The sequence below is a fragment of the Euzebya pacifica genome (genome assembly GCF_003344865.1).
In the GTDB taxonomy this organism is placed as follows: Bacteria; Actinomycetota; Nitriliruptoria; order Euzebyales; family Euzebyaceae; genus Euzebya; species Euzebya pacifica.
This window is the reverse complement of sequence record NZ_CP031165.1, coordinates 2,433,332-2,458,659: the sequence shown is the minus strand read 5'-3', so window position 1 is coordinate 2,458,659 and position 25,328 is coordinate 2,433,332. Positions and strand designations below refer to the sequence as shown.

Here is a 25,328-nt window from a genome sequence, read left to right as displayed (position 1 = left end):
TCAACGATGCGTATCACTGACGCGAAGGCATTCGGCCTGCTGATCGCCGGTCGCCGAGCCGAGCTCGGGTGGACCCAGGCCGACCTCGCCGGCGCCGCCGACCGTTCGCGTGCCTGGGTGTCCCACATCGAGGCCGGCAGGTCGGATCCGACCCTGTCCACGGTCCTGGCGCTGCTCGGTGCGCTCGACCTCGACCTGTCCGCGCGGCCCCGTTCCCACGACGAGCACTTGTCCGGTCGGGGGCTGCTGGACGCCCTCCTGGCCCGCACCGGCTCCGGGCTTGCCACCACAGCAGCCGATGGGGGCAGCCTGTGGGGCAGTCGTGACGTCGATGACGAGCTCGATGATGATGAGCTCGATGAGGATGATGAGCTCGGTGGCGTCGACGACGAGGACGGCGACTGGCGGGAGCTCCTCGGCCAGCGGTCCGGCCGCACCTCCCGGTGAACACCGGCAGCCTCCACGTGTGGGTGTCGGGGCGGCACGCCGCGACCCTGACCCGCACCGCCGGCACCCTCGAGCTGGTCTACGACCCGGACTGGCGGCTCGACGACGACGCCACGCCGCTGTCGCTGTCGATGCCGCTGACCCGGCCGACCCACCCACACGACCGGATCAGCCCGTGGCTGCACGGCCTGCTGCCCGACAACGACCGGACCCTCGCCCGCTGGGCAAGGACCATGCAGGTGGCCACACACCCGTTCGCACTGCTCTCCACCCGCATCGGGTTGGACTGTGCGGGAGCCGTCCAGTTCACCCCTGACGACACACCCCCGTCCACGGTCGGCCAGCTGCAGTGGATGTCCGATACCGACGTCGCAACGGCCCTGGGGGACATCCTCGCGGCCGACACCACCAACACGCCGGCGAAGCTGGCCGATTCGGGCTACTTCTCCCTCGCCGGCACCCAACCGAAGATGGCGCTGGCCCACGACGCCGACCGTGGTTGGGCGCGCCCGTTGGGGGCCGCGGCCACGACCCACATCCTCAAGCCGCAGTCGGGTCGGCTGACCGACTTCGCCCTCAACGAGCACGTGATCCTGCAGGTGCTGGCGAAGGTCGGCTTGCCGACCGCGAACAGCCGCATCGTCGACTTCGGTGGGATCCCGACGCTGGTGTCCACCCGCTACGACCGGTTCGTCGTCGACGGGGCCGCACGGAGGGTCCATCAGGAGGATCTGTGCCAAGCACTGGGTGTCCACCCGGAGCGGAAGTACCAGAACGACGGTGGGCCGTCATGGGCCGACGTTGCTGCGGTCCTGCGCCGTTCAGGAGCGGGCCAGGACCTGCCACGGCTGTTCGACCTGGCCGTGTGCAGCTGGCTGCTGGCTGCAACCGACCTGCATGCCAAGAACGTGTCGGTCCTGCTCGACCGTGGTGACGTCGCGCTGGCGCCGGCCTACGACATGGCCTCGGCCGCCCCCTACTACCACTGGCGTGAGATGAAGCTGTCGCTCAAGATCGGCTACTACCGCATGCACAAGGTCCGCCGTCACCACTTGGCGGCGGTCGGCGCCGACTTCGACCTCTCCCCCACGGTGGTCGTCGATCGGGTCGACGCCCTCGTCGACCGGGTCGGGGGTGCGCTGGTCGAGGTGGTCGACGCGCTGCCCGGGACCGTCAACGGCGTGGCCGCTGAGAAGCTGGCCGACGCGATGGCACGCCACCTCCTTCGGTGCCGGAGGGTGTTGGCCGCCAGCTGAGGACAGCTCGGACGACAGGCCGATAACGCCGTCCTGACGTGGAGATTGGCAACCGGGAGAACCAGCCACCACGCCGTCCCCGTGGAGATCGCGGAGGGGGGATCCACAGCCACGTGAGCCAATCGAAGCCACCATGACTCGCTGACACCACCTCGAAAACCACGAAAGCCCCCAAGATTTGGGGGCTTTCGCAGGGGTTGGACCATGTTCCAATAACTGGAGCAGGTCTCGAGCGGACGACGAGATTCGAACTCGCGACCCCCACCTTGGCAAGGTGGTGCTCTACCAACTGAGCCACGTCCGCGTGGACTGGTGAGTATGCCTCGACCTCCCGGGGTCTGCAAACCACGACATGGTCTTTCTCGGAGAAATCTCGTGACCGTGGTTCCGACCCCGGCCGGTCGGACCGGGGGCGCCGTCTACAAGGGCCGACGGGGCGCCACGAGCGCCTCCAGCTGCTCCTCCGGGGACCCGGCGTAGGCGTCGCCGACGTTGCCCACCCCACCCGGCAGGACCACCATGCGCTGCTCGGCCACGATCTCGCTCAGCGGCAACGTGGTGTGGGCGTTGTCGGAGTCGGCGATGAACAGCAGGTGCAGGCCATGGGTGCCGATCGACCCCTGGTAGAAGCGGGCGGTGTTGACGTCCTCGACCTGACCGGCCCAGTGCTCACGGGGGCGCTGCTCGGTGGTGCCGTCCTCGTGGGTGAACGTCCAGGTCTCCCAGCGCGGGTCCCCACTCCCCTCGTCCAGCCCTCGCCGGTGCAGGTGCGGCCCGGGGTTGGACCCGGTGCCGTCGTCGAACGTGGCGTCGTCGCGGTAGTACGGCATGGCCACAACGGCGTAGGGCGACCCGGCCGGGGTGACGTCCTCGGCGTGGAACCGGCTGACCAGCGTCCCGTTGGGGCCGGTGATCTGCTCCCACTGCAGCATCTGGTTGACACCGGAGAACCGGGGGTCGGTGGTGTCCACGTCGTTGTTGACGCACCCACCGTCGGGCGCGCACCCACCGGTCGGCCCGCGGGGCGAACCGACACGGATCTCGCCGGACTCCACGCCGAACTCCTCCAGGCCCTCGTCCTGCACGAGGATGCCGTCCTGGCCGACGTACATGCGGCTGTTGCCCAGCGCGTCGTCGTTGACGCCGTCGATCGGCACGCCGTCGGGGACCTGCGGGTTGTAGTAGGTCTCGACCGCACCGGCGTTGTAGTCCCACTGCGTGTAGATGCCGTCGATGGGGGTGATGACGTGGACGCGCAGGAAGTTCCGCTGGCGCATCTCCTCGGCGTAGAAGAACTCGCGCCGCACGACGTTGGTCCCCGAGTCCGCCCCCCAGGTCTCGCGGATGGCACGGACGGGACCGACCCGCTCCCCCATCAGGATCGAGGACCCGCCCCAGTTGTTCTCCTCCTCCTCGTACCCACAGCACGGCGTCTCGCCACCCGGACGCTGCTGGAACGCACGGGCCTTCCACTGGTCGACCAGGTCGGGGCCGTAGGTCCAGTCGTCACCGGCGGAGACGCGCCAGTCCGTCATCAGCCAGCGGCCGTCGTAGCGGTACTGGTACCGAGCGGTGCGGACGGTGGCGCCGTCACGGGGGCGACGCTGGCGGGGGTCGTCGGTGACGCAGGTCCCCTCGCTGTTGGTCCACGCGCCCTCGGGTGCGGCGCCGTAGTTGTCGTAGGAGGACTCGGAGAACTCGTATACATCGGCGTCGTCGTCCCGCTCGTAGCGGACGTAGCCGTTGTCGCTGTCGAAGGCCGCCTCGACCTCGCCCATCATCACGTAGGCGTAGCCGACGACGAGGCCGGTCGCCGGGTCGAGCACGCTGATCTCCCGTGCGTCGGTGATGCCCTCGGGCAGCCCACCCTGGCTCGGGGCACGCTCACCGGCGTCGCGGGCCATGAAGACCAGCTCGTCGTCGGTGTCCAGGCCCGGCACGGTGTCGGGCGTGAACGTCGTCTGGCCGTCGGTGGGGACCGCCAGGCACGGGTCGTCGGGGTGCTCGCCCATGAAGCGGAAGCCCTCCCGGTCGAACACGTACGTGGTGTGCTGGTCGGTTTCGGAGTACGCCGCGAAGCCCGAGTTGTTGTTGGACAGGAACCGCACGTCCATCTCGTCGACCTGGAAGGGGATCTGCACCCATCCCTCCGCCTCGGTCCAGCGCCAGCCGGTCAACGACTCGATGGCGGGCCCGGCGGGCGTGACCGCCCCCGTGGCGACGGTGGGGTCCTCGAAGGTGTTGTGCGTGCACGTTTCCGGGTCGGCACCCGGCACGCCGCTGCTGGCACCGAGGCACTGGGCGCCGTTCGCCCCGCCCGGGTGGGCGGCGACGTTGGCGGGGACGGCCCAGCCGGCCAGCTCCGCGCCCTCGATCACGATCGGGATGGTCTCCAGGCCCTGCGGCAGCTCGAGGCGGGAGGACGCGGTGGAGGGGACGACCGCGGCCAGCAACGCGAGCACGGTCAGCAGCGCGGCGGTGGCGGTCGGGAACAGGCGAGGGACGACATGGCGGCTCATGCCGTCCAGTTCGACCGTCGACGGCCGGCTTCCTGCTGGACGCCCTCCCAACCTGCTCGTGATCCGTCACGAGCCCGACGAAGGGACCGCGGTCTGTCAGCGTCCGGTTGAGCCGAACCCGTCGCCGCCACGCACGCCGTCGGGCAGCTCGTCGACCTCGATCAGCTGGGCGTGGCCGACCCGCTGGAGCAGCAGCTGGGCGATGCGTTCCCCGCGGGTCAGGCGGATCGTGACCGAGGGGTCGAGGTTGATCAGCGGGACCATCAGCTCGCCGCGGTAGCCGGCGTCGATCGTGCCGGGGCTGTTGACGATGGACAGGCCCTGGCGCACGGCCAGTCCCGAGCGTGGGTGGACCAGCCCGACCCAGCCGTCGGGGATGGCGACGGCAAGGCCGGTGGGCATCAGGCAGCGGGTGCCGGGTGGCAGGACCTTGTCCTCGCGGGCGAACAGGTCGAGGCCGGCGTCGCCGGGGCGGGCGTAGGCCGGCAGCGGCAGGTCGGTGTCGAGTCGCTTCACCTCCAGGCGGAGGTCGTCGGGGCGGGGCACGGTCGGGGTCTCCTCCTCGGGAGCGGTGCGGTCGGCGGGCTGCACGGTGTCGGGTGGACCCGTGCCCACTGACTTGGCCATCACCAGCAGGTCCGTCGGCCGTCCCTCGATCCGCACCCAGTCCGGCAGGGACGCGACCTGTCGGTAGCCGTGCCGGGCGTAGTAGGCCTCGCGGCCGGTGCCGCCCCGGACGGTGAGGGTGACCAGCGACACGTTCCGTTCGACGGCGCGGTCCTCCAGCGCGGCCAGGACGGTCGCGCCGACGCCTCGACCAGCAGCCTGCGGGTCGCGCATCAGCTTCTGGACCTCGGCGCGGTGCCCGGTGACGGCGGGGTCCTCGGCCGGCACCAGGAACCCGAAGCCCACGACCTGCTCGTCGTCCTCGGCGATGACGAGGTCGACGACGCCGTCGATGACGCGGTCCCAGAAGCCGGCGACCCCGGTCGCGACCTCGTCGTGGGTGACCGGTCCGACGAACCCGACGGCGCCGCCCGCGTGGGTGACCGCCACCCACATGTCGACGAGCCGGTCGACCAGCGCGTCGGTGAGGCGCGGGTTGAGGGTCGTGCGCAGGGGCGAACGGGTCGGGGTGTGCTGGCGAGGCGTCATCGGCTCGGGAAGGCTACAGGTGCAGGCCGCCGCTGCGACACCGACCCCATATCCTTGTCCGGCGATGGGGACCGGACGGGGGCCGCGCAGGACGCGGCCGAGCCAGGTGATCGTGCTGCCGGACGAGGGGCAGGACGCCGGTCGGTCGCGGCCGCCGATGCAGGACGCCGTCGAGGCGACGGAGCCCACGGCCCGGCGGTGGGTGCGACAGGGTGTGGTGGTCATCGGGGTCCTGATGGGGCTCGTGCTCGTGACGTCGGCGTTCGGCGACGACGACGCCGGTGGGGCGAGCGCACCGATGCGGGTCGACATCGCCACGCAGGACGCGGTCGTGGACGTGCTGGGCCTGTACGCCGCGGAGGTGGCGGTGGCCGACGCAGCGGCGGCACACGTGGACCCCTTCGCCCTCCCTCCCCTCGTCGTGCGTGCCCGGCAGCTCCGCGAGGCCACGGCGGCGCTGCGGGCCCGTGTGGCCGAGCTGCGGGTGGAGGAGGTGGCACCGGGGACGCCGGGGCAGGCCTACGTGGACCATCCCGACCACGACGCCCTGGCCGCGGTCGCCGCCGAGGTGGCCGACCGTGCCGAGCTGCTGGGCTTCCTCGGCGATGTGCACGCCGCCATCTACGGTGGCGGCGGTGCGGTTCAACTCCCCCAGGCCCGTCGCATCCTGGACGAGCAGATCCTGCTGGGTGACGGGCCCGAGGCAGGCATGGCGTGGGCCAGCGGGCTCCTCGACGCCATCGACGGCCGTGCCGACCCTGCGACCGTCGCCGCGCAGCGTTCAGCGGCCGGCGCGGAGTGGGCAGACGCTGCGGCCCGGCTGGGGCCGGCCGACGGCGAGGACCTGGCCGCGTTCCTCAACGGCATCGATCCGGGTGTGCTGGCAACCCTCGACGGCCACCCCCTGGCGGGCCCGGCCCTGCAGCGCCTGCGTGGTTGACCCGGTCCGACGGACGGAACGGCCATGAGCACCCTCGACCTGCCCAGCCGGATCCTGCTGGCCGTCACCTCCGCCGTGGTGGCGTTCGCCCTTGCCGGGTTCGCGCTCGGCGACCCGTCCTCCAGCGAGAAGGGCGTCGCGGTGGCCGAGGAGGGCTCGTCCACGGTCGTTGACGAGGCGTCCGTCCCGAGCCTCGCCGACATGCCTGCGGTGCACCCCCCTGCGGGTGCCACGCCGACACCGAACCCGCTGGCGCCGCCGGTGACCATCGCCTTCGGCGGCGACGTGCACGGCGAACCGCCGATCGAGGACGTCCTCCTGGCGGGCGACAATCCCCTGGACGGCGTGGCCGACTGGCTGTCAGCAGCCGACATCGCCGTGGTCAACCTCGAGACCGCGATCGGCACGATCGGGACGCCGGCGGACAAGACCTACACCTTCCGCGCCGACGCGAGCCTGGCCGACGCCCTGGCCGACGCGGGCGTCGACGTGGTCAACCTGGCCAACAACCACGGACTGGACTACGGCCACGACGGCGCAGAGGAAACGGTCCGCGTCGTCACCGACGCCGGTATGGCAGCCGTCGGGTACGGCGAGGATGCGGATGCGGCCTACGCCCCCGAGGTCATCGACGTCGGCGGACGGACCGTCGCGGTCCTGGGGTTGTCCCGGGTCTTCCCCATCATCGAGTGGGAGGCCCGCAGCACCCGTCCGGGCATGGCGTCGGTCTACGACCTGGACCGGGCGGTCGCCGCGGTCCGCGACGCCGCCACCATGGCCGATCACCTTGTCGTGACCGTCCACTGGGGGCGGGAACGCATGACGTGCCCGGACGGCGACCAGCTGGCGATGGCGCGGGCGTTCGCGGCGGCCGGCGCGGATGTGATCGTCGGCCACCATCCACACGTGTTGCAGGGAGTCACCGACCTCGACGGCACGCTCGTCGCCTACAGCGTGGGCAACTTCGTCTTCTACGCCAAGAAGGACGAGCAACGGGACACCGGGGTCCTGACCGTCACCCTCGGCGAGGACGGGGTGGAGGGCTACCGGTGGCTCCCGGCGCGGATCGACGACGACGGCAGCCCCCAGCCCCTGCCCGAGACCGCCGACCTGCTGCCGGAGACACTGACGGCGGTGCCCGGCGGCGACGGCTGTGCGCCGATCGGCTGAGCCCGACCCGCTCCGACAACGGTGGACGAAACGACCACAGAACCCCCCTCTGGCCGACAGACCTTCCCCCGACGGCAACCCAGCCGCTAGCATCCGACCCCAATGGATGATGTGGACATGGCGATCCTGCGGATACTTCGTGATGACGGCAGGATCACGTTGACTGACCTGGCCGACCGAGTGCACGTGTCGCGCACGAACGTGCACGGCCGCATCGGCAAGCTGCACGAACGCGGGGTCGTGCACGGCTACACGGCTCGTATCAACTCCTCCAAGGTGGGGCTGCCCGTCGCGGCGCTCGTCCTGTTCGGGCTGGATCAGACCAAGCTCGAGGACCTGCGCACCACGCTGGACGCGATGAGCTCCGTGGAGCACTGGGGGCTGACGATGGGCGCCTACGACGGTTTCCTGACCGTCCGTGTCGCCAGCGTCGACGAGCTCCGCAAGTTCCTCGTCGACGAGCTCCGCACCATGCCGGGGATCACCCGCACCGAGTCGGTGCTGCTGATCGAGGAGACGGGGCCCCGACAGGCCCTCCCCTAGCCAGCCAGTCGTACCGAAGAACGCGACGCGCCGCCCGTGGATCACGGGCGGCGCAGTCGTTTCGCTGTGGGCGGGTCAGTCCCGCACGAGGATCACGCCGGGCTCGGTGAAGCTCGGGCCGGCGACCTGGCGGATCCCGAGGGGCAGCGCCACCGATCCACCCTGCTGGGTGTCGGACACCGCGATGACCATGCCGCCACCGGACGCGATCTCGTTGCCGAAGTAGTCGCCCAGTCGACGGTCGACCGCACGGGCCTGGCAGACGGTGCCGCCGGTGCAGACCGTGCCGTGGTGGACCGGCGCCGTGCTGGCCTGGACCACGTTGAACCCGGCGACGTCACAGTCGGCGTCGTCGTTGCCGAAGGCGTCGAAGGTCTGGGCGGCCATGACGTGCCATGCGGAGTCAGCTGTGGCGTCCTCGGCGTTCTCCGACGCGATGATGTTCTCGTTCTCGAGCCAGGCGATCCCGACGGCACCCTCGGCGCCGACCTCGAGCCAGGGCCAGAAGGAGTGCTCGGGACCCTCGTCGACACGAACGGGCTCGGTCCAGTTCTTCCCGCCGTCCTGCGAGGCGGCGAAGTAGATGCCGGGCGGGTAGTCGTCGTTGCCCGAGTCCTGGTCCCAGGTGGCGTAGATGTTGCCGGCGTCGTCGAGCTCGATGGTCGGACCGATGCTGGACTGCTGGCGGTAGCCGTCGAAGATCGTGTGGTACTCCACGGTGGGGGTGGAGGAGAAGTCCTCGGCGCGGGCGTTGGGCCACACCGCGAGACGCAGGCCGTTGCTCTGCTGGGGCTGGTAGACCGCGCCGGTGTTCCAGTCGACCTTGATGTCGGAGGAGGACGATCCGCCGGTCGAGTGACCGCGCGACCAGGTCACGCCGCCGTCGGAGGACTTGTAGATGTAGTTGCCCAGGTTGCCGGCGCCGGGCACGGTGTTGCCCAGCGAGCCACCGCCGAAGCCGTTGGCGGTCATGTAGACCACGTCCTCCTCGTCAGCGGCCATCCACTGGCGGTCGGAGACGGTCAGGCCGAAGAAGTTCTGCAGCGTCCAGGTGCGGCCCGAGTCGGTGGACTTGGAGACGGCGATGTTGGCCAGGTTGATCTCGGAGATGAAGACGTTGCCGGCCATGTCCTCGGCGAACACCGGGTCGGAGAAGCCAGAGTTGTTCACACCGGCCAGGGACCCCTGCTCGGCGCTCTGGATGGCGTTGCGCGGGGAGAAGTGCCACGTCGCCCCGTCGTCGTCGGACCAGTACTGATAGGTCTGCCCCTCGTAGTTCTGCACGAAGGCCGCCGACGTCTGGTCGGCGACGGTCGGGCTGTAGAAGTGGGTGGTCCCGGCGTGGGAGCCCCACAGCAGGGTGCCGTCCTGCAGGGTCTCCAGGATGGGCTCACCGCCGGCACGGGTCTCGTCGATGTAGTCCTGTTCGAATTCCATGTCGACCGTCGGTGCCTCGCAGGCAACGATGGTGTCGGCGGTCGCCTGGACGGCCATCGGGACCATGGCCCCGACGACGCCGATGGCGGCCAGCAGCGCGCGCATGCGCATGAAGTGTCTCGCTTTCCCTGGAGAGGTCAGTACGGCTTGGGCGGAAGGTTCGACACCGCCCCCCTCGATCCCTGCCCGACTGACAAAACGCCGAACGCCCGGCCTGACGGCCGGGCGCACGGACAGACGTTGCGTGGTGCTACGCCTCGATGCAGTCGGTCTCGCTGACGACGGCCTCGCCGTTCAGGTTCACCTGGAGGTCGTAGCAGACGTCGGCAGACGCGGCGGACGGGGCCAGGACGCCCAGGGCGAGCAGGGCGGCGATTGCGGCAGTACGAATACGCATCGGGGTGTATCTCCTCAGTATCGGTTGGCGGAAACCCGCTACATCAACTGGTTGTCCGCCGATCAGGCTCGACCTTCCCTGATCGTCGAGAAAGTTCGCCGGACGCAGACGAGGCACCTGCCGGAGCGGGTGCCTCGTGGTCGAACTGCCTTCTGGGGCAGCCGGTGTTCAGATCGCCGGTCGGCGGCGGTGCTGGTCCTGGACGGGTGGCTCGGCCCGTTCCGGCGTGATGGTCGCGACCTCGGCCTCGACCTCGCTGGCAACCGGGTCGATGGCGATCACGAAGACGCCCTGGCCGCTCATGAGCAGGTCGATGGCCTGCTGCTGGTCGTTGATCGCGAAGACCTTGCCGGCGGAGTCCGACGCCAGCGTGATGTCGCGCAGGGTCAGTCCCTGGGACTCGACCTCGTCGAGCGCCTTGCGGATGCGCTGGAGGCTGACGCCGGCGTCGCGAAGGCGCTTGATGACCTTGAGCTGGACGATGTCGTCGAAGCCGTACAGGCGCTGGGATCCCGAGCCCTCGGCGTCGCGGACGCTGGGCTGGACCAGGCCGGTGGAGGTCCAGTGGTCGAGCTGCCGGTAGGTCACACCGACGATCTTGGCCACGGCAGGACCGCGGTAGCCGTCCTCCCCGTCGGTCAGACCCGGGAGGGGAATGTCTCGCGCATACCTGTTGGAAGCCATGTCCGCTCCGGGCTCGTAACTACAAACGTGTCAGGCGAAGGTACGCCCCGGCCCGTCGAGCGGTCAACAGAACAGATGTCCGGTTGGCTACTGCGCAAAATCCTCGGGCGTGACGTTGTCGAGGAACTCCTTGAACTTCTCGACCTCCTGGTCGGCGTCGTCGGAGTCCTCGATGAGGATGCCCGCCTCCTCCAGGACCGCTTCCTCGGCGAACACCGGGATGCCACCACGGACCGCCAGCGCGATCGCGTCGGAGGGACGCGAGGAAACCCGCACCTCGCCTGCCGGGCCGTTCATGAGGATCTCGGCGTAGAACGTGCCGTCCTTCAGCTCGGTCACGACGATGCGTTCCACATCGACGGTCAGGGCCTCCAGCAGGTCCTTCATCAGGTCGTGGGTCATCGGTCGTGCTGTCTCGACGCCCTGCAGCGCGAAGGCGATGGACGTGGCCTCGACAGCCCCGATCCAGATGGGGAGGAAACGCTCCCCCGTCGACTCCTTGAGCAGCACGATCGGCTGGTTGTGGGGCAGCTCCACGCGTACACCCACCAGCTCGAGCTCGATCATGTGGTCCTCCGGGTCACTGGTGGTCGAGTCTAGTGGCGCTCCGGCGAATTTCTGCCCGACCTGCGCATTCGCGACGGATCAGGCCGCGACGGCCTCGCGCTGCTCGGCGAGTCGTGCGAAGGCCCGGATGGTGTCGGCAACCGCGGCCCCGGCCGTGTCGGTGGGCGCCTGGACGGCCGCCGCGGCCAGCAGCGGCGTCCGGTCCACCTCCTCGCCGTCGACGACGAGGACGACCTCGCCCAGCGGGGTCCCCGCCTCGACGGGCAACCCGGCGTCGGGGGCCAGCCTGGTGACGGTCTCCACCGTCGCACCCGATCCCACCGTGCGGGCCAGGTCCTCCGCGACCTGCAGCGGCACCTCGCCGGCGGCCCACCGGTAGGAGGAGGGGGTGTCGCCGGCCACCAGGGGCGTGGGACGGGCGTAGTCCTCGAAGCCGTGGTCGAACAACGCCGAGGTGTCGGCGACCCGGTTCTCGCTGCCGAGCACGACGGCGTAGAGGATGCGGCCGTCGCGTTCGGCGGCGGCGACGAGGCACTGCCCGGCCAGGGTGGTGAAGCCCGTCTTGATGCCGATGGTGCCGTCGTAGGCGGTCAGCATCTCGTTGCGGTTCTCCTCCACCCCGAAGAACCCGGTGTCGTAGGTGGCGGCCCCGGCCCACTCGGCGAAGGACGGGTAGCGCATCGCCTCGATCCCGAGGAGCGCCAGGTCCAGCGGGGTGGCGTGGTGGTCCTCGTCGTCGGTCAGGCCGCTGGAGTTGACGAACGTGGTGTCGTCCAGGCCCATCTCCACTGCCCGGGCGTTCATCATCGACACGAACGCGGTCTCGTTGCCCGCGATGTGCTCGGCGAGGGCCACCGCGCCACCGTTGCCCGATCGCAGCAGCAACGCGGCGAGCAGGTCCTCGACCGGGACGACGTCACCGGCCTCGAGGTCCAGGGACGCCCCGCCGGGTGCGTGATCGACCTCCTCCGCGAACGGCGAGACGGTCAGCTCGGGGGCGACGGCGCCGTCGGCCAGGGCCTCGAGCGCCAGCAGCAGCGTCATGATCTTCGTCGTCGAGGCCATGCGGCGAGGGACCTGTGGGTCCACGCCGGTCAGGACGACCTGGTCGGCCGGGTCGAACAGCACCGCCCCGGAGGCGGTCAGGCCCGGCGCCTCGGGCTGTGGTCCGGGGACGGGGCGGGCGACCAGCTCGTCCGGGGACGCGGTGACGAGCGGGTCCAGGCCGGACTCCGGCAGCGTCGGCGCGACAGCGGGCGCGCTGGGGTCGACGGTGACCGACCCCTCGGTGCTCGTGGTTTCGGGGTCGGTTGCGGTGGCCTGCGCGCGTGCGGTGGCCGTCGGTCCCGTCGCGGTGAGGAGGGTCAGCAGCGACAGCACCACGGCAGCGGCCCTCAGCCGTACCGACGTGCCCACCGTGACCGGGCGGCTAGCCACCTCGGACGTAGCGACGGAGTTCGGCGGACAGCAGCGACCGCTTCATCCGGGCGGTCAGGCCGGCAAGCTTCTCCAGCTGGCGGGCAGCCTGGCGGCGGGCCTCGGGGTTGCGCTGGCGCAGCAACGGGGTGGCGAGCTGCTCGAAGAGGGCGACCTCGCGGTCGACGAACTGCCGGTACATCCGCAGGTGCCGGGGCTCGAGGCCCAGCGCGAGCAGCTCGCGGGCGGCTCGACCGGTCAGCAGGTCGTCGGCGTCGAAGGGGCGGGTCTCGTCCTCGGGGTCACCGACGATGGCGTACTCGCGCAACGCCTTGACCTGCTGGGAGTCCAGGCCCGTGGCCTCGCAGTACTCCCGCAGGTTGAGCTCCACGGGGGTGGTGGGCGACTCCAGCACCGCACCCTCGTTGGTGGCGGGCGCGGACTCCAGCGCCTTGGCCATCTGCACGGCCGTCTGGGTGGGCGTCAGCGACGCCTCTTCGTCCACGGCGTCGGCACCGGTGACCAGCGTCGGCGGCGGGGTCGGCCCGGGGCCGCCTGCGGGTTGCTCGCCGGCGTCGAGGCGGTCGAGCTGCTCGCGGATGACCTTCAGCGGCAGGTAGTGGTCGCGCTGCGCGGTCAGGATGAACCGCAGCCGCTCGACGTCGTCCTCGGAGAAGATCCGGTAGCCGGACTCGGTGCGATCGGGGTAGATCAGGCCCTCGGACTCGAGGAAGCGGATCTTGGAGATCGTGATGTCCTCGAAGTCCTCCTTGAGCTGGTTGAGGACCTCACCGATGGTGAAGCCCTGCGGACCCTGCTTGCTGGGGCTCGGATCGAGTGCGGCCATCAGCCCACCTCGGGGATGAGGGCCTTGAGGCGGAACTTGCCGACCTGGACGAGGTCCCCGTGGACCAGCTCCTGGCCCTCGGTCCTGGTGCCGTTGACGTAGGTGCCGTTGAGCGACCCGACGTCGGCGACGAGGAACGTGGACTCGGTCCGACGGAACTCCGCGTGGCGCCGCGAGACGGTGATGTCGTCGAGGAAGATGTCGGACTCGGGGTGACGGCCGACCGTGACGAGCTCCTTGTCGAGCAGGAACCGGGCGCCCACGTTGGGGCCGCGGACGCTGACCAGCAGCGCCGTACCGGGCGACAGGTCGGAGCGAACCCCGTCGGTGTCGATCCGTTCGTCACCGTCGCCGGTGGTGTCCGGTGCGGTCGGCAGCATGCCGGTGGTGACGTCCATCGGCGCGGTCAGCGGCGTCCCGCACTGGGCGCAGAACTTTGCCCCCTGGGGGTTCTTGTAGCCGCATTGCGTGCAGTACATCCGACGGTGGCTCTCGAAGCGGTTGAGGAGGGTGGCGCGAGTGTGCGCCGTGGGTTCGGGCGCGATGTGCGCCGAGGGTTCTGGCGCGGTGCGCCGTGGGCCAGAAGCCTAGCAGCGGGCCCTCTCGCCTCGGCTGAACTCCACCCGTGTACGGAGGTGGGGGCCGGCGGCGGGTTCGCCGCCGGCGGTCAGCCGTTGCGCCTCAGCTGTCCTCGGTCAGCGCCGCGTAGGCCTCGGCGGTCATCATCTCGTCGATGGCGCTGGTGTCGTCGACCTGGAGGACGACCATCCAGCCCTCGCCGTAGGGGTCGGAGTTGACCAGCTCGGGGTTGGACTCCAGCGCGGAGTTGCGCTCGGCGATGGTGCCCGAGAGGGGGGCGAACAGGTCGCTGACGCTCTTGGTGGACTCGACCTCGCCGAAGGGCTGGCCGGACTCGACGCGGGTGCCGGTGGCCGGCAGGTCGACGTACACGACGTCGCCGAGGGCGTCCTGGGCGTAGTGCGTGATGCCGACGGTGACGCGGTCACCATCGATCTTCACCCACTCGTGCTCTTCGGTGTAACGGCGGTCGTCGGGGTTCACTCGGATGCTCCTGCGTCGGGGTGTCGGACGGCTCCGGTACGGACGCCGTCTCGGCGTTGTGCCAGCAGCACACGGGCTGCTCGGGCATACATGAAGCCTGCAATGTAGTAGGTCACGACGCCAACGGCGGTGAAGATCCAGCCGATCCACCCCCACAGGACGGCGCCGGACCAGTCCATGAAGCCCAGCAGGAAGCCCGGGACACCGATGAGCAGACAGGCGGTGGCGAACTTGCCCCACCGCGACACCGGGATGCCCGGATTGCCGCCGAACAGCCGGTAGGCCAGGAACAGCAGGAAGGCGTCCCGGCCGACGATGACGAGGATCACCCACCACGGCGCGATGCCGAGGGCGGCCATCGTCAGGCCGGCCGTGGCGAGGAGCGCCCGGTCGATCAGCGGGTCGATGACCTGGCCGAGCTTGGTGACCTGGTCGAACCGCCGGGCGACGTAACCGTCGATCCAGTCGGTGGTCCCCACGATGACGAGGACGAGGAAGGCGATGCCGTACGCCTGGCTGACCGCCATCAGGTAGACGAACAACGGCAGCCCGAGGAACCGCAGGAACGTGATGACGTTGGCTGCGGTCCACACCTTGTCGTGCACGACGACGGGTCGGTCCTCCTGCAGTCCGGCGTCGAACATCCTCACCATGCGCGGGTCCTCACCATGCGCGCCATCCTCGCAGGCCGAGGCCGGCCCTGCGCGTGCCCGGCCTGGCCCGGCGTGTGCGTTCCCCGACCTTGAGGTGTGTCCATGCCGCACACCCTCCCCCTTCGTGTGCCTTGGCCAACCCCGGCGGCCGGGTATGCCACACGAGCTCTGAGGGTGGGTGCGATGGCCCGCCTCCAGAGCTGGGGACCGCACACGCCAAGAAGCCCCACACGCACCCGGCCGCCCCACACGAGCTCGGAGGACGTCAGTTGAAGGGGGTGGAGGGGGTGGCGGTCTCGGCGTCGGCGCGGGCGGCCGCGGTCGCTGCCCGGGACGCGGCGCCCGAGGCGATCAGGTAGAGCGCGAGGAACCCGACGGCGGAGAAGCCGGCGGTCAGGGCCAGGAACGCTCCGCCGGCGCCGAATCCGGTCCCGGCGACGACCAGGAACACGATCGTTGCGCCGACCAGACCGGCCACCACCCCGACCAGCGGTGGCGACAGGCGGCGGAATGTCCCTGCCGCGGCCGCACCGGCGAGCAGGCCGCTCACCATGCCGGTCACGAACCCGAGAAAGCCTCCGACGACGACGCCGAAGAACGCGGCGATGCCGAACGTGAACTCGCCCAGCGTGCCGACCCCGCCCGTGCCGAACAGGTCGTCGACGCCGAGGACCGCAACGAACGCCACGCCAGCGACGGCGCCGAGGAAGGGGCCCACGAGGGAGGCGAGGCCCCACACGACGAGGAACATCTTCGACGGACTCCACCGCGGGTCGGCGACGACCGGCGTGGGGGCGTAGTGCGGCGGACCGGGCCACGGTTGGGGAGACGGTCCGGACACCGGGAAGCTCCCTTCCCCCGCTGCCGTTTGAGACGGTGGCGTTGCGCCGGGCGGCGCGGCCGGCGGCAGGTACGGCTGGGCGACCGGTGGACTGGTGGGCCATCCGGGTCGAGGCCCCTCCGGCGGCGGTGGCCCGCTCACCGGTCGAGCCGTTCGGGTCGAGGGACGGCCCGCTGCCGCAGGACGTGGCGGGCCGACAGCGCCAGGGGCCACGCCAGGACCACGATCGGGGGCAGCAACCCGATCGGTGAAGAGGTGAGGGTCGGGATGCGGTCCAGCAGGGTGCTGGCGGGCGCCACCACTGCCGTCGCGCCGAGCACGCCGGCAACGACTGCCAGCAGGTCGCGGGGGCGCACCCTGTGGCGCAGCAGGACGACGAGCGCCGCGGTCACCAGTCCCCCGCCGATGCCGGCGGCGAGCCCGGAGACCAGCCCGACGACCGCCCCTCGGCGCAGGCCGAACCCGATGAACCCGCCACCGAGGGCGGAGGTGCGGGTGACCGCGACGGGGTCGGCGAACACGTGGAAGACGACCCCCAGCACCAAGCCGCAGAGCAGCCCCACGAGCAGGCCATACCCGGTCGCGGTGCCGATCGCCCGTCGCCAGATGCCCAGGAGGACCCGACGGCCGTCCCATTCCTCGTCCTCGCGGACGGGCGGCCGCGCCGGGGCAGGACGTCGCCCGGACCGCACGACGATCGGGGGTGGCTGGGGTGGCGCCACGGGCGGCGGCGGTGGGGGCGGCGGAACGGTGCTCACCCTCTCCTCCTTCCGTGGCTGCGACGACGGGACAGGGTTGGCTCCCGTGTGAAGTCTGCCGCCGATCCGCGCGTTGTGCGAGGCTGGCGCCATGGGACTGCTGGATGACCTGAAGGGGATGTTCCGTCGGGAGGCCAGGGCAGCGAAGGAGTGGGTCGACGAGGTCGTCGGCGACGCCAACACCGAGCTGGACCGGGCAGAACGACGGATCTCCGACGATCCAGAGGTGGCCATGGGGGTCACGCTGGACGACATCGCCGACGGCGACGCGGCCTTCGAGGCGGTTCGCGACCGAGCAGAGGGCAGGGCCGTCGCCCCCGCCGCCGAGGCCGAGCTGGGCCCCGAGGACGGTGTGGTGTTCACGCCGTCGGAGGACACGCCGACGCAGGAACCCGACGCCGACCTGCCGCCGATCCCCGGGATGGCCATGGCGCGCATGTGGGTGCAGGTCAGCGAGGACGCCAGCGAACGCGACGACGGCTTCCACGCGCTGGCCGTGGAGGACATCGTTGGCCCCGTCGTCGACGAGGACTGGTTCGCGGAGTCCTTCGCCGACGCCGTCCAGGACCTGCCCGAGGTCAGCGAGACGATCCACCCCGAGCGCGAGCTGCTGCTCGTGAAGGGGCCGGACCTCTCCGCAGCCCGTGCCCGCCTGCTCGTCGCACACCTCCTGGCACCCCGAATCGGGACCGACTGGCGGGACCGTATCGGCTGGTGACCACCCGAACGTGACCGATGCGGGCAGCGAGGCATCCGGCTGCTATCATCTCGGATTCCACGGAGCCGACCTCGGTCGATTCCACGGGATGTGGCCCAGTTTGGTCTAGGGCGCCGGTCTGGGGGACCGGAGATCCGCGGTTCGAATCCGCGCATCCCGACCACATAGGGCCTGCCGGCCGCCCCCTGACAGGGCGCTGAGCAGGCCTTTTGTCGTTCCAGGAGGCGACTTTCGCCTCGTACGGGGGCAGGTGGTCGCACCGCGCTCAGGTCGAACATGCGTGCGATTTTGGCCCATAAACCGACCTCTGACACCCAGGTTGGGTGTCATTTTGGGTGTCATTTTCGCGGTCGGGGACCTCCGAGGCGACCCGTTGACACATGTCGACGTCGCGGTTCGTCCCACCGGGCGAGGCGGCCATGGGGCCGCTTGGGAGGAGCCCCGGGATGCCCACCGCTGATCGGTTCGTGCGCTACAAGGTCGTGGATCGGTCGGGGCAGGCGGCCCGGTCGCGGAGCCCGTTCGAGTGCCGCCTCTTCCGAGAGGAGGGCCGGCCGACGTCCAAGTACTTCCCGACCGCGGCGCAGGCGCACCGGTACGGCGCGAGGATGCTGGCCAAGCCGTCGGTGGACACCCGGGGCACGCCGTTCACCGAGGTGGCCGAGGCGTGGCTCGGCCTGCAGCGAGGGATGGACCTCAAGCCCGCCACCCTGAAGCAGTACGAGCGGCACCTCCGCAACTGGGTGATGCCCAAGCACGGCGAGTGGGGGTTCCGCGACCACCGGATCACCTCCATCACCGGTGGCGATATCCAGCGACTGCTCGTCCGCATGCAGCAGGAGGGGCGCTCGGGGTCCACGCGCAAGCAGGTGTTCGGGCTGATCGGGATGATCTGCGACCACGCCCTGTCAGAAGGCCTGATTGACCTCAACCCCCAGGACCAGGTCCCCCGCACACGCCGGCCATCCAGCAAGCGCAGCCGGACACCGAGGCCGTTGGCCCGAGCACAGGTCCACGCCATCCACGACCAGATCGCCAGCCAGCGCCACGAGCTCCACGTCGACTACGCCCTGATGGTGCTCGTCGGCTTCTACCAAGGCATGCGCTTCAGCGAGATCGCCGCGATCCGCCGCAACCACGTCGACCTCAGCTACGGGAGCCTCTTCGTCGCCGAGCCCGCCAAGCACGGCGATCAGCGCACCACTCCCCTACTGGGGCCCCTCCCCCAGCGGCTGGCCGACTACCTCGACCGCGCCCAGCTCGATACCGGCGACCTGCTCTTTCCGGCAATCGGCGGGCGGCAGCTCCCGGCTGCCAAGGTGCAGCGCGCCAAGGAGCTGCGCGTTGACGGCGCCCTGTTGCGCGAGATCGCGGCGGACCTGGACGTCTCGCTGGCCACGGCCCGCGAGTACAGCCGCGCGAAGGTCGATCCGAAACCCCGTGAGACCGACCCGGTCGACCGCAACTACTACCGCAATCGCATCTGGAACCCGGCCGTCGAGGCACTCGGCATGCCGGACAGGCAGTTCCGGGATCTCCGCAACTCCTGCATCCGCGCGCTGCTGACCGGAGACATCGATGGGCGGCGGTGGCCACCCGACATCGTGCAGCAGTTCATCGGCCATGCCGACTCGCGAATGACCATGGACGTCTACCACCAGGTCTATGACCGCGACGTCCACCGCTTCGCCAACACGCGGACCAAGGGAATCCAACCGCCGCACCTCGGCCCCCAATGACCAAGGGCGCGGCCGCCCGCAGCGAAAGCAGCCGACGGGCAGGCGGCTCCCCGGCGCCCATCCCGGGGCCGACACCGACGCGTCACGGTCACCGCTCGTCGACTGGTGTAGACGTCGGCGGGGATGCGTTGCCGATGTCTGAGTGCACGTAGGGATGGTCAGCCGATCGCGGCCGATGTGCTCGGCCGGGACGCCGACGTCGAGCAGACGCGGGCCGGCGCGGCTGACTCGCCCCGTGCTTGTGATGAGGTCAACCTGACTCCCAGCCGATGCTGTTCCCGTCACCGTCGAAGCGGTGCGGGTCAGAGCCCACGACGTGAATCCTACGGTGGGGGGATGTCGCCGCAGTCAAGGTCGGGTGGCGGCAGTCGGATTTACACGTCAGGGTAGGACCGATGGCAGTCCTGTGACGGTGGCGGCGGTATGACAACGCGATAGCCGAGCCCATCCTCGGCCTCTGCGCGGCTCAAGAGTAGCTGAGTGCGGTGCGCAACCTGGTGAGAGTGGCTCGACGTGCGGGAACAAACTGTGATGCTCTCTATGTCTCCCTGAAAGGCGCTGGCGGTCGGGATCCCGAGCGAGGGTGGACCATCACGGTCATCCAGCCTGTGAACCGAGCCACCACGTGCTGCCGACAGCCGACAGCCAGCGAGTCGTGCAGTTGGCCCGCGTGGCGCTCGCCTGGCTCGTCTGACCGGTTCGGGCTGGGGCCACGTCAGCCGGAGGAGGCCTGCTCCTCGACCTCGGTCTCGTGGGCCGGCAGCCCGCGCAGCCACTCCACGACCTCGTCCTTCAAATACCTGAACGCACGACCGCCCGGCATCTTGTGGGCCGGGATCTTGCCCTGTCGCGACATCTTGCGGACGTAGTCCAGGTTCATGCTTAGCATCTCCGCGATTTGGGCGGCGGTAAGGATGTCGGAGAACTCGTCCAACCCTTTGTGGCCGGCCATCGTGGCCTCCTCGGAAGTCGTGGCTACTCAGGACGATTCTAACGGTGACGAGGTGGGTCAACGGGGTTTTCAACAGCTCTGGGGGGAGGTCGCGCTTCGGTTCTGGGTCTGCCACTGGATCCCCACCACCCCCGACCCGAACCCCCACCCCGACCGGCACGCGCGCTCACGACGCCGAACGGGCCGAGGTGGTCGGGCTGCTGACCTCCCAGCGGTTCTGTGACCTGCCGCCCGCCCAGGTGTGGGCGCGGCTGCTGGACGAGGACAGCGACTACCTCTGCTTCGAGTCGGCCGCGCTGGCCCGTGACCTGCTCGACCCCTGCACCAAAGCCGAGCACATCGGCCGCGACCAGCTGACCATCCACGCCGACCGCGGCACCTCCATGACCTCCCGGACCGTCGCCCAGCTCCTGGCCGACCTCGGCATCACCCGCTCCCACAGCCGACCCCACGTCTCCAACGACAACCCCTACTCCGAAGCCCAGTTCAAGACCTCAAGTACGCCCCCACCTTCCCCGGCCGCTTCACCGACCTCGGCCACGCCCGCCGGTTCACCGACCCCACGCACCCACCATCCCGACAACCAGCTGGATCAACCCACCCACACCAGAAACCAACGCAGACCTGTCTCACCCGGCCTGACGCGTTCCGGTTCCGCCATGTCTGTCACACCCTGCTGAGACCCTTCGTATGCGCCGACGGCCTAGGCTGGCCGTCCTCCCTAGGCACACGACGATGTGGAAAGCAGCCGATGACCTCCAAGACCTCATTCTGGGGCCGCCTTCAGCGAGACGAGCTGGAGCAGCTCAGCCGCGAAGAACTGTTGGCCTACATCTATCAGGAGATCGAAGAAGGCATCAGCATCTCTTTCGCTGGCAAGAACACCGCACGTCAACTAGCTCGCAAAGTGCAGCCTCGGGTCTCCAAGTCAGTCGCGAAGTACTCGCATGGCGACGAGGAGGATCAAGCGAGAAACACCGTCATCGAGGGCGAGAACCTGCAGGCGATGGCGACGCTCTACCGTGAGCGTGGCAAGGTCAATATGATACTTACTGACCCGCCATACAACACAGGTCGTGACTTCCGTTACAACGACCGTTGGGAAGACGATCCAAACGACGCAGGCATCGGCGAGTTTGTCCCGGACGATGACCCAGCACGCCATACGAAGTGGATGCGCTTTATGCTCCCGCGCATTCGTCTAATGCATGAAATGCTCAAGGAGGATGGGGTGCTGGCCATCTGCATCGACCATCGCGAGCTGTTCCACCTTGGTCAAATGCTGGATGAGGTGTTCGGGGCCGTCAACCGACTCGCGATCCTAAACTGGCAAAAGTCCTATTCACCCCGCGCCGATAACAGCCACGTATCGACCGCTACCGAGTACGTGTTGATATATGCGAAGAACGAGGAGTTTGCAAAGACGAACCTCCTCCCGCGCACTGAGGAGATGGACGACCGCTATAAAAGTCCAGACGGCGACCCACATCCCTGGAAGGCCAGTGATGCCCAAGCTGGCAAGCCCCGCGAGAACATGACGATGGTGTACGCCATCCAGAGTCCCTTCACAGGAGAGTTGCACTACCCGAAGGCAGGCACAGTGTGGCGTGTCACCCCAAAGGATATGCAAGGCTATCTGGAGGGGTGGGGTGTCAAGTATGAACGCCGAGAACTCGACGACGCCCAGAGGCGGGCAGACATCATCGGCGTGGGCGAGGATGAAGTGCCGAACGTCAAGGCGTTCATGCTCGCCGAACCTCTTGATGAAGCGAAGCAGAAGGCGAACATAGTTGCAGACACCAAGCCGTGGCCACGGATCTGGTTTGGCAAACGGCGTACCGGCCGTCCGCAGTGGAAGCGCTACCTCCATGAAGTGAAGCAGGGAGTCGTTCCGACGACGTACTGGGCAGACGATGACTACGACGTACCCCTTGCGCTCGGTTCGACGTCATGGGCTCATCCTGAGTCTGGCCACAGTCAGACAGGTGCAGATGAGTTAACCGCTCTTGTCGGCGACGATCACGGATTCAAGACCGTGAAGCCACTGAAGTTGTTTTATAAGCTGCTTCAGATATGGTGCCCGCCTGACGGACTTGTGTTTGACCCTTTCGCCGGATCGGGGACTACCGGGCATGCCGTCCTGCACCTCAACGCTGAAAGCGGTGCGTCCCGCCGCTTCATTCTGGTGGAGCAGGGCCGACCCGACCGTGGTGACAGCTACGCCAGGGGGCTACTAGCGGACCGACTTCGCCGCGCAGCCACAGGTGACTGGGCGGCCGGGCAGCAGAAGCCGTTGGGTGGAGGTTGGTCCTTCCTGCACCTTCGCAAGCGTGTGGACGCCCAGGCTCTCCTCAGCATGGAGCGCGAGGATATGACTGACGCCGTCATCGCGTCCTACTTCGACCGAGACAGCGGAGCAGGGCAAGGGGGCGCACTCGTGCGCATTCCATCCCAGCCAGACACGTACCTTGTCGCACGAAACGCCTACAACGAAGGAGTCTTCCTTGTGTGGGACGGAGCAGACGCGAGCCCCGTGTTCGATGAGGAGGTCTATGACGCGGTTGTAGATGAGGCAAAGAAGGAAGGTCTTGCCCCTCGCTATCACGTCTATGCGAGATTCAATCTACATCAGTCAAGTGATGTGGTGTTCTACCAGATTCCGAACCGTATCCTTCTCGACTTTGGGCTGAGCGTCACCACCGATGCCTATAATGTCGCAGATGAGGGTGATGAATAATGATCACTCTGTTTCCGTTTCAGAGTCAAGCGGCCGCGGAGATCGCGTCGAGGTACGCGCGTTTCATGGCCGATCGTCCCGTAGTTGGAACTCAGAAGGATCCGAGGCCCCTTCCCTTCTACCAGGCGCTCTCGTCAATCACGGCAAGCGGAAAGACGGCCATACTCGCCGAGACGATTGCGCAGATTGAGGCTGGGTTGCCCGTCAAGCCTGTCGTCATGTGGCTGTCTCGAGGCAAGGTCGTTGTTGAGCAGACGTACAAGAATCTGAGCCCTTCCGGAAAATATCACCATCTCATCCAAGACTTCGATGTCCGCCTCTTGTCACAATACAAGAGTTCCGATGTAGAGGCGGCCACACGCGGGCTAATATACTTCGCGACGGTCGGCACTTTCAATCAGAAAGATAAGGAGAAGGGTGACCGTCTGATCTATCGGTCAGACATGGACACCGCTGAGTCGTCGGTTTGGGAGGCTCTAAAACAGCGGTTGAATTCGCAGCAGGTCCGCCGCCCCCTTATCGTCGTCTATGATGAAGGCCACAATCTCTCAGACCAACAAATGCAACTCCTCTTAGAGTTGGAGGCGGATGCCTTCATTGTTGCGAGCGCCACCCTGAAGAAGCCTCCGAGCGGCCTGAACGAGATTCTGAAATCGCTCGACACTGCTGGCTGGGAGGGTGATCAACTCATTGCGAGCATCGCCGCCAGCGACGTTGCTGCAAGTGGGCTCATCAAGACAGACCTCGTTCTCGGAGGCTATGCAGCTCCAATGGAGTCCGCCATTGACGACTTGCTACAGGCATTCGACGCGGCGTCTGTTGCAGGAGCTTCGGCTAAGCCTCAGATTGCGCCCAAGGCAGTCTACGTCTCCCGCACCAACGTTGTGGAGGCCGACCACAGCCGCAAGGACGACCCTAAGCGACCGTTTCATCAGCGCGAGGCGCCTCCCATTCTGATCTGGCGGTACCTAGTCGAGCAAAAGGGAATCACGCCAGACGAGATTGCCGTCTACGCCAACTTAAAATTCGACAAGCTCTATCCTGCCCCTCCCGAGTTTGTGCTCTACGCAGGAGGCGACAGCGATTACGAACAGTTTGTCAAGGGCGGATACCGCCATGTCATCTTCAACCAGGCCTTACAAGAAGGATGGGACGATCCGGAAGTATATTTTGCCTACATCGACCGCAGTATGGGCTCGCCAGTCAAGGTTGAACAGGTCATCGGGCGTCTCCTACGTCAACCAAACGCGATCACACAGCCAAATTCGAGGTTGAATGAGGCAAGGGTATTCGTTCGTGTTGACAACGAACAAGTGTTCAAGAAGGTCTTTGAAGAGGTTCGCGGAAAGCTGACCAAGGACGCTCCATCAGTACAGGTTTCGTCGTACGAGAGTCGCAAGGCTCGTGACCGGGAGACGGTTCCACCGTCGCGAGACATGACGATTCCTCAGCTATTCTTGGATACGTCAAACGTCCTTGAGCTGATTCAGACGGCGGTGGACAACTTCGTCGACTTCCGTCAAGACACTGTGAACACCCGGGCCGATGGGTCAATGGTGCTAGTTCAACAGCGTGTCGGCGGAGACGCGGCGAGCACATTTGAGTGGGTCAAGCGAGATAGTAACAGCACGGTCTCCGCGCGATGGCTGTTTCAACTTCGGGTGATGCGGCAGTATCCGCGTGTGCTGGAGGTGACACCGAGCGACGATCCAAAGTTTGACGCGTTGGTCCAGCTCGGCAGTACTGCTCACAAAAGCGTCGAAGCACTCGCTGATGCTTGCGTCCGGTCCTATATGGACGCCGTGCGTCTGAAGGTTGCGAAACATAATCCGTTCCGGGTCGGTGAAGCCGTCAACATCGTTGATGACAAGATGCCCTACCCGAACTCTCTGCATGGCGGGTACAGCGGCCTCAACAGCTTCGAGAGGGCGTGTGCAGCCGAGCTAGAGAGCGCCGGCGTCCTTTGGGCACGCAATCCGAGTCGCACCGGCTACCCAATCCCCCTTCCAAGCTTGGGCAGTAGTCGCAACTTCTATCCCGACTTCCTTGTTTGGAAGAACGGGGACGTCTTCGCCATTGACACGACAGGAGATCACCTTATGAAGGAGAAGTCGGGCCGCAAACTGATGTCCATCACTTCACCCCCGGGCGTTCCAAGCATTCACGTATGCCTGATATCCGAGGGGCGGTGGAATCCAAAGGTCGAGAAGGTTGGCAAGGAGGGTTATACGGTCTGGGGGTTGCAGGCGGACGGCAACATCCAGGCTGCGCATGTCGACTCGATGGCAGTTGCCGTCGCTCAGGCGCTGACCTCCTGAGGAGCGAGCCTACGGTGGGGTTGGACACGAACGTCGTGTTTGATGATCTGCTGCTGGATGGAGCGGCTCCGTCATCTGCAAGCGGTTCCTTCCGATCCCGCACTAAAGCGGCCCTTCACGATCGAGCGTGGAAACGAGGTCGGGGACGCCTGGGCCGTGAGGCCCTGAGGTC

The 25,328-nt window shown here is 68.0% G+C and carries 23 protein-coding genes, 2 tRNA genes and 2 pseudogenes; 11 read left to right on the top strand and 16 right to left on the bottom strand.

The window, feature by feature from the left end:
* Positions 1–6: 6 nt before the first annotated feature.
* Together DVS28_RS10385 and DVS28_RS10380 are read left to right on the top strand one after the other, a co-directional pair.
* Positions 7–447, top strand: a complete 441-nt coding sequence (locus tag DVS28_RS10385) for a helix-turn-helix transcriptional regulator (RefSeq protein ID WP_114591381.1) — start codon at positions 7–9, stop codon at positions 445–447.
* Positions 444–1,703, top strand: a complete 1,260-nt coding sequence (locus DVS28_RS10380; protein WP_114591380.1) for a HipA domain-containing protein — start codon at positions 444–446, stop codon at positions 1,701–1,703. Before DVS28_RS10385 ends, DVS28_RS10380 begins: the two co-directional genes overlap by 4 nt.
* Positions 1,704–1,934: 231 nt before the next feature.
* Here the strand turns inward: DVS28_RS10380 and DVS28_RS10375 are convergent.
* The 4 genes and pseudogenes from DVS28_RS10375 to DVS28_RS30135 form a co-directional block, all read right to left on the bottom strand.
* A tRNA-Gly gene (locus DVS28_RS10375) sits at positions 1,935–2,007 on the bottom strand.
* A 115-nt stretch (positions 2,008–2,122) separates the two neighbouring features.
* The gene (locus DVS28_RS10370) at positions 2,123–4,222 is read right to left on the bottom strand and encodes a hypothetical protein (protein WP_114591379.1); all 2,100 of its coding nucleotides are present in this window, start codon (positions 4,220–4,222) and stop codon (positions 2,123–2,125) included.
* Between the two features lie 96 nt (positions 4,223–4,318).
* Positions 4,319–4,849 carry a dUTP diphosphatase gene (gene dut / locus DVS28_RS30140; protein ID WP_425461052.1) on the bottom strand — a complete coding sequence of 177 codons (531 nt, stop codon included), beginning with the start codon at positions 4,847–4,849 and terminating at the stop codon, positions 4,319–4,321.
* Between the two features lie 66 nt (positions 4,850–4,915).
* Positions 4,916–5,284: pseudogene (locus tag DVS28_RS30135) on the bottom strand (GNAT family N-acetyltransferase); the annotation flags it as partial.
* A gap of 199 nt (positions 5,285–5,483) precedes the next feature.
* On the opposite strand from DVS28_RS30135, the gene DVS28_RS10360 reads away from it, so the two are divergent.
* The 3 genes from DVS28_RS10360 (at position 5,484) to DVS28_RS10350 (ending at position 8,030) form a co-directional block, all read left to right on the top strand.
* Positions 5,484–6,317, top strand: a complete 834-nt coding sequence (locus DVS28_RS10360; RefSeq protein ID WP_164710364.1) for a hypothetical protein — start codon at positions 5,484–5,486, stop codon at positions 6,315–6,317.
* Between the two features lie 24 nt (positions 6,318–6,341).
* The gene (locus DVS28_RS10355; RefSeq protein ID WP_114591376.1) at positions 6,342–7,487 is read left to right on the top strand and encodes a CapA family protein; all 1,146 of its coding nucleotides are present in this window, start codon (positions 6,342–6,344) and stop codon (positions 7,485–7,487) included.
* A gap of 102 nt (positions 7,488–7,589) precedes the next feature.
* Positions 7,590–8,030, top strand: coding sequence for an Lrp/AsnC family transcriptional regulator (locus DVS28_RS10350; RefSeq protein WP_114591375.1), 441 nt, complete (start codon positions 7,590–7,592; stop codon positions 8,028–8,030).
* Positions 8,031–8,105: 75 nt separating this feature from the next.
* Here the strand turns inward: DVS28_RS10350 and DVS28_RS10345 are convergent, their stop codons facing one another.
* The 11 genes from DVS28_RS10345 to DVS28_RS10300 form a co-directional block, all read right to left on the bottom strand.
* Positions 8,106–9,578 carry a sialidase family protein gene (locus DVS28_RS10345; RefSeq protein ID WP_216826538.1) on the bottom strand — a complete coding sequence of 491 codons (1,473 nt, stop codon included), beginning with the start codon at positions 9,576–9,578 and terminating at the stop codon, positions 8,106–8,108.
* A 139-nt stretch (positions 9,579–9,717) separates the two neighbouring features.
* Positions 9,718–9,864: a hypothetical protein gene (locus DVS28_RS28320; RefSeq protein WP_157965951.1), complete on the bottom strand. Its 147-nt coding sequence runs from the start codon at positions 9,862–9,864 to the stop codon at positions 9,718–9,720.
* 168 nt (positions 9,865–10,032) lie between these two features.
* The gene (locus tag DVS28_RS10340; protein ID WP_114591373.1) at positions 10,033–10,548 is read right to left on the bottom strand and encodes a MerR family transcriptional regulator; all 516 of its coding nucleotides are present in this window, start codon (positions 10,546–10,548) and stop codon (positions 10,033–10,035) included.
* An 87-nt stretch (positions 10,549–10,635) separates the two neighbouring features.
* Positions 10,636–11,115 (bottom strand): bifunctional nuclease family protein, encoded by a 480-nt coding sequence (locus DVS28_RS10335; RefSeq protein ID WP_108668626.1) that lies wholly within the window; start codon positions 11,113–11,115, stop codon positions 10,636–10,638.
* Positions 11,116–11,193: 78 nt separating this feature from the next.
* On the bottom strand, positions 11,194–12,498 hold the full coding sequence (locus DVS28_RS10330) for a D-alanyl-D-alanine carboxypeptidase family protein (protein WP_216826537.1): 1,305 nt from the start codon (positions 12,496–12,498) through the stop codon (positions 11,194–11,196).
* Positions 12,499–12,544: 46 nt separating this feature from the next.
* Positions 12,545–13,378 carry a transcriptional regulator FtsR gene (ftsR, locus tag DVS28_RS10325; protein ID WP_114591371.1) on the bottom strand — a complete coding sequence of 278 codons (834 nt, stop codon included), beginning with the start codon at positions 13,376–13,378 and terminating at the stop codon, positions 12,545–12,547.
* The gene (locus DVS28_RS29555) at positions 13,378–13,857 is read right to left on the bottom strand and encodes a double zinc ribbon and FHA domain-containing protein (RefSeq protein WP_108668629.1); all 480 of its coding nucleotides are present in this window, start codon (positions 13,855–13,857) and stop codon (positions 13,378–13,380) included. Before DVS28_RS29555 ends, ftsR begins: the two co-directional genes overlap by 1 nt.
* 202 nt (positions 13,858–14,059) lie before the next feature.
* Complete coding sequence (gcvH, locus tag DVS28_RS10315) at positions 14,060–14,440, bottom strand: glycine cleavage system protein GcvH (RefSeq protein WP_114591370.1); 381 nt, start codon at positions 14,438–14,440, stop codon at positions 14,060–14,062.
* Positions 14,437–15,093, bottom strand: a complete 657-nt coding sequence (locus tag DVS28_RS10310; RefSeq protein WP_114591369.1) for a CDP-alcohol phosphatidyltransferase family protein — start codon at positions 15,091–15,093, stop codon at positions 14,437–14,439. The genes gcvH and DVS28_RS10310 overlap by 4 nt, the downstream gene beginning before the upstream one ends.
* A 265-nt stretch (positions 15,094–15,358) precedes the next feature.
* Entirely contained in the window at positions 15,359–15,934 is a 576-nt protein-coding gene (locus DVS28_RS10305) for a hypothetical protein (protein ID WP_164710363.1), read from the bottom strand.
* A gap of 137 nt (positions 15,935–16,071) precedes the next feature.
* Positions 16,072–16,692, bottom strand: coding sequence for a hypothetical protein (locus DVS28_RS10300; RefSeq protein WP_164710362.1), 621 nt, complete (start codon positions 16,690–16,692; stop codon positions 16,072–16,074).
* 91 nt (positions 16,693–16,783) lie between these two features.
* Between DVS28_RS10300 and DVS28_RS10295 the strand changes: the two genes are divergently transcribed.
* From DVS28_RS10295 to DVS28_RS10285, 3 genes are all read left to right on the top strand, one after another.
* Entirely contained in the window at positions 16,784–17,410 is a 627-nt protein-coding gene (locus DVS28_RS10295) for a hypothetical protein (protein ID WP_114591366.1), read from the top strand.
* Positions 17,411–17,494: 84 nt separating this feature from the next.
* Positions 17,495–17,573: transfer RNA gene (locus tag DVS28_RS10290), tRNA-Pro, on the top strand.
* 283 nt (positions 17,574–17,856) lie between these two features.
* The gene (locus DVS28_RS10285; protein WP_164710361.1) at positions 17,857–19,149 is read left to right on the top strand and encodes a tyrosine-type recombinase/integrase; all 1,293 of its coding nucleotides are present in this window, start codon (positions 17,857–17,859) and stop codon (positions 19,147–19,149) included.
* A gap of 715 nt (positions 19,150–19,864) precedes the next feature.
* Here DVS28_RS10285 and DVS28_RS10280 read toward each other — a convergent pair.
* Entirely contained in the window at positions 19,865–20,101 is a 237-nt protein-coding gene (locus DVS28_RS10280) for a helix-turn-helix domain-containing protein (protein ID WP_114591364.1), read from the bottom strand.
* A gap of 353 nt (positions 20,102–20,454) precedes the next feature.
* On the opposite strand from DVS28_RS10280, the pseudogene DVS28_RS10275 reads away from it, so the two are divergent.
* From DVS28_RS10275 to DVS28_RS10265, 3 genes and pseudogenes are all read left to right on the top strand, one after another.
* Positions 20,455–20,654 (top strand): annotated as a pseudogene (locus tag DVS28_RS10275) (IS3-like element IS1141 family transposase); the annotation flags it as partial.
* 198 nt (positions 20,655–20,852) lie between these two features.
* The gene (locus DVS28_RS10270) at positions 20,853–22,838 is read left to right on the top strand and encodes a site-specific DNA-methyltransferase (protein WP_114594113.1); all 1,986 of its coding nucleotides are present in this window, start codon (positions 20,853–20,855) and stop codon (positions 22,836–22,838) included.
* A complete protein-coding gene (locus DVS28_RS10265; RefSeq protein WP_114591363.1) occupies positions 22,838–25,156 on the top strand; it encodes a DEAD/DEAH box helicase family protein in 2,319 nt (772 codons plus the stop codon). Before DVS28_RS10270 ends, DVS28_RS10265 begins: the two co-directional genes overlap by 1 nt.
* The last annotated feature ends 172 nt before the right edge of the window (positions 25,157–25,328 follow it).

What these genes read in the sequence shown, in the direction of transcription:
- DVS28_RS10265 (WP_114591363.1), top strand. Translation starts at nt 22,838, where the DNA reads ATGATCACTCTGTTTCCGTTTCAGAGTCAAGCGGCCGCGGAGATCGCG.
- DVS28_RS10310 (WP_114591369.1), bottom strand. Translation starts at nt 15,093, where the DNA reads ATGGTGAGGATGTTCGACGCCGGACTGCAGGAGGACCGACCCGTCGTC.
- dut (WP_425461052.1), bottom strand. Translation starts at nt 4,849, where the DNA reads ATGGCCAAGTCAGTGGGCACGGGTCCACCCGACACCGTGCAGCCCGCC.
- DVS28_RS10370 (WP_114591379.1), bottom strand. Translation starts at nt 4,222, where the DNA reads ATGAGCCGCCATGTCGTCCCTCGCCTGTTCCCGACCGCCACCGCCGCG.
- ftsR (WP_114591371.1), bottom strand. Translation starts at nt 13,378, where the DNA reads ATGGCCGCACTCGATCCGAGCCCCAGCAAGCAGGGTCCGCAGGGCTTC.
- DVS28_RS10340 (WP_114591373.1), bottom strand. Translation starts at nt 10,548, where the DNA reads ATGGCTTCCAACAGGTATGCGCGAGACATTCCCCTCCCGGGTCTGACC.
- DVS28_RS29555 (WP_108668629.1), bottom strand. Translation starts at nt 13,857, where the DNA reads ATGTACTGCACGCAATGCGGCTACAAGAACCCCCAGGGGGCAAAGTTC.
- DVS28_RS28320 (WP_157965951.1), bottom strand. Translation starts at nt 9,864, where the DNA reads ATGCGTATTCGTACTGCCGCAATCGCCGCCCTGCTCGCCCTGGGCGTC.
- DVS28_RS10295 (WP_114591366.1), top strand. Translation starts at nt 16,784, where the DNA reads ATGGGACTGCTGGATGACCTGAAGGGGATGTTCCGTCGGGAGGCCAGG.
- DVS28_RS10355 (WP_114591376.1), top strand. Translation starts at nt 6,342, where the DNA reads ATGAGCACCCTCGACCTGCCCAGCCGGATCCTGCTGGCCGTCACCTCC.
- DVS28_RS10285 (WP_164710361.1), top strand. Translation starts at nt 17,857, where the DNA reads ATGCCCACCGCTGATCGGTTCGTGCGCTACAAGGTCGTGGATCGGTCG.
- DVS28_RS10280 (WP_114591364.1), bottom strand. Translation starts at nt 20,101, where the DNA reads ATGGCCGGCCACAAAGGGTTGGACGAGTTCTCCGACATCCTTACCGCC.
- DVS28_RS10345 (WP_216826538.1), bottom strand. Translation starts at nt 9,578, where the DNA reads ATGCGCATGCGCGCGCTGCTGGCCGCCATCGGCGTCGTCGGGGCCATG.
- DVS28_RS10385 (WP_114591381.1), top strand. Translation starts at nt 7, where the DNA reads ATGCGTATCACTGACGCGAAGGCATTCGGCCTGCTGATCGCCGGTCGC.
- DVS28_RS10335 (WP_108668626.1), bottom strand. Translation starts at nt 11,115, where the DNA reads ATGATCGAGCTCGAGCTGGTGGGTGTACGCGTGGAGCTGCCCCACAAC.
- DVS28_RS10350 (WP_114591375.1), top strand. Translation starts at nt 7,590, where the DNA reads ATGGATGATGTGGACATGGCGATCCTGCGGATACTTCGTGATGACGGC.
- DVS28_RS10270 (WP_114594113.1), top strand. Translation starts at nt 20,853, where the DNA reads ATGACCTCCAAGACCTCATTCTGGGGCCGCCTTCAGCGAGACGAGCTG.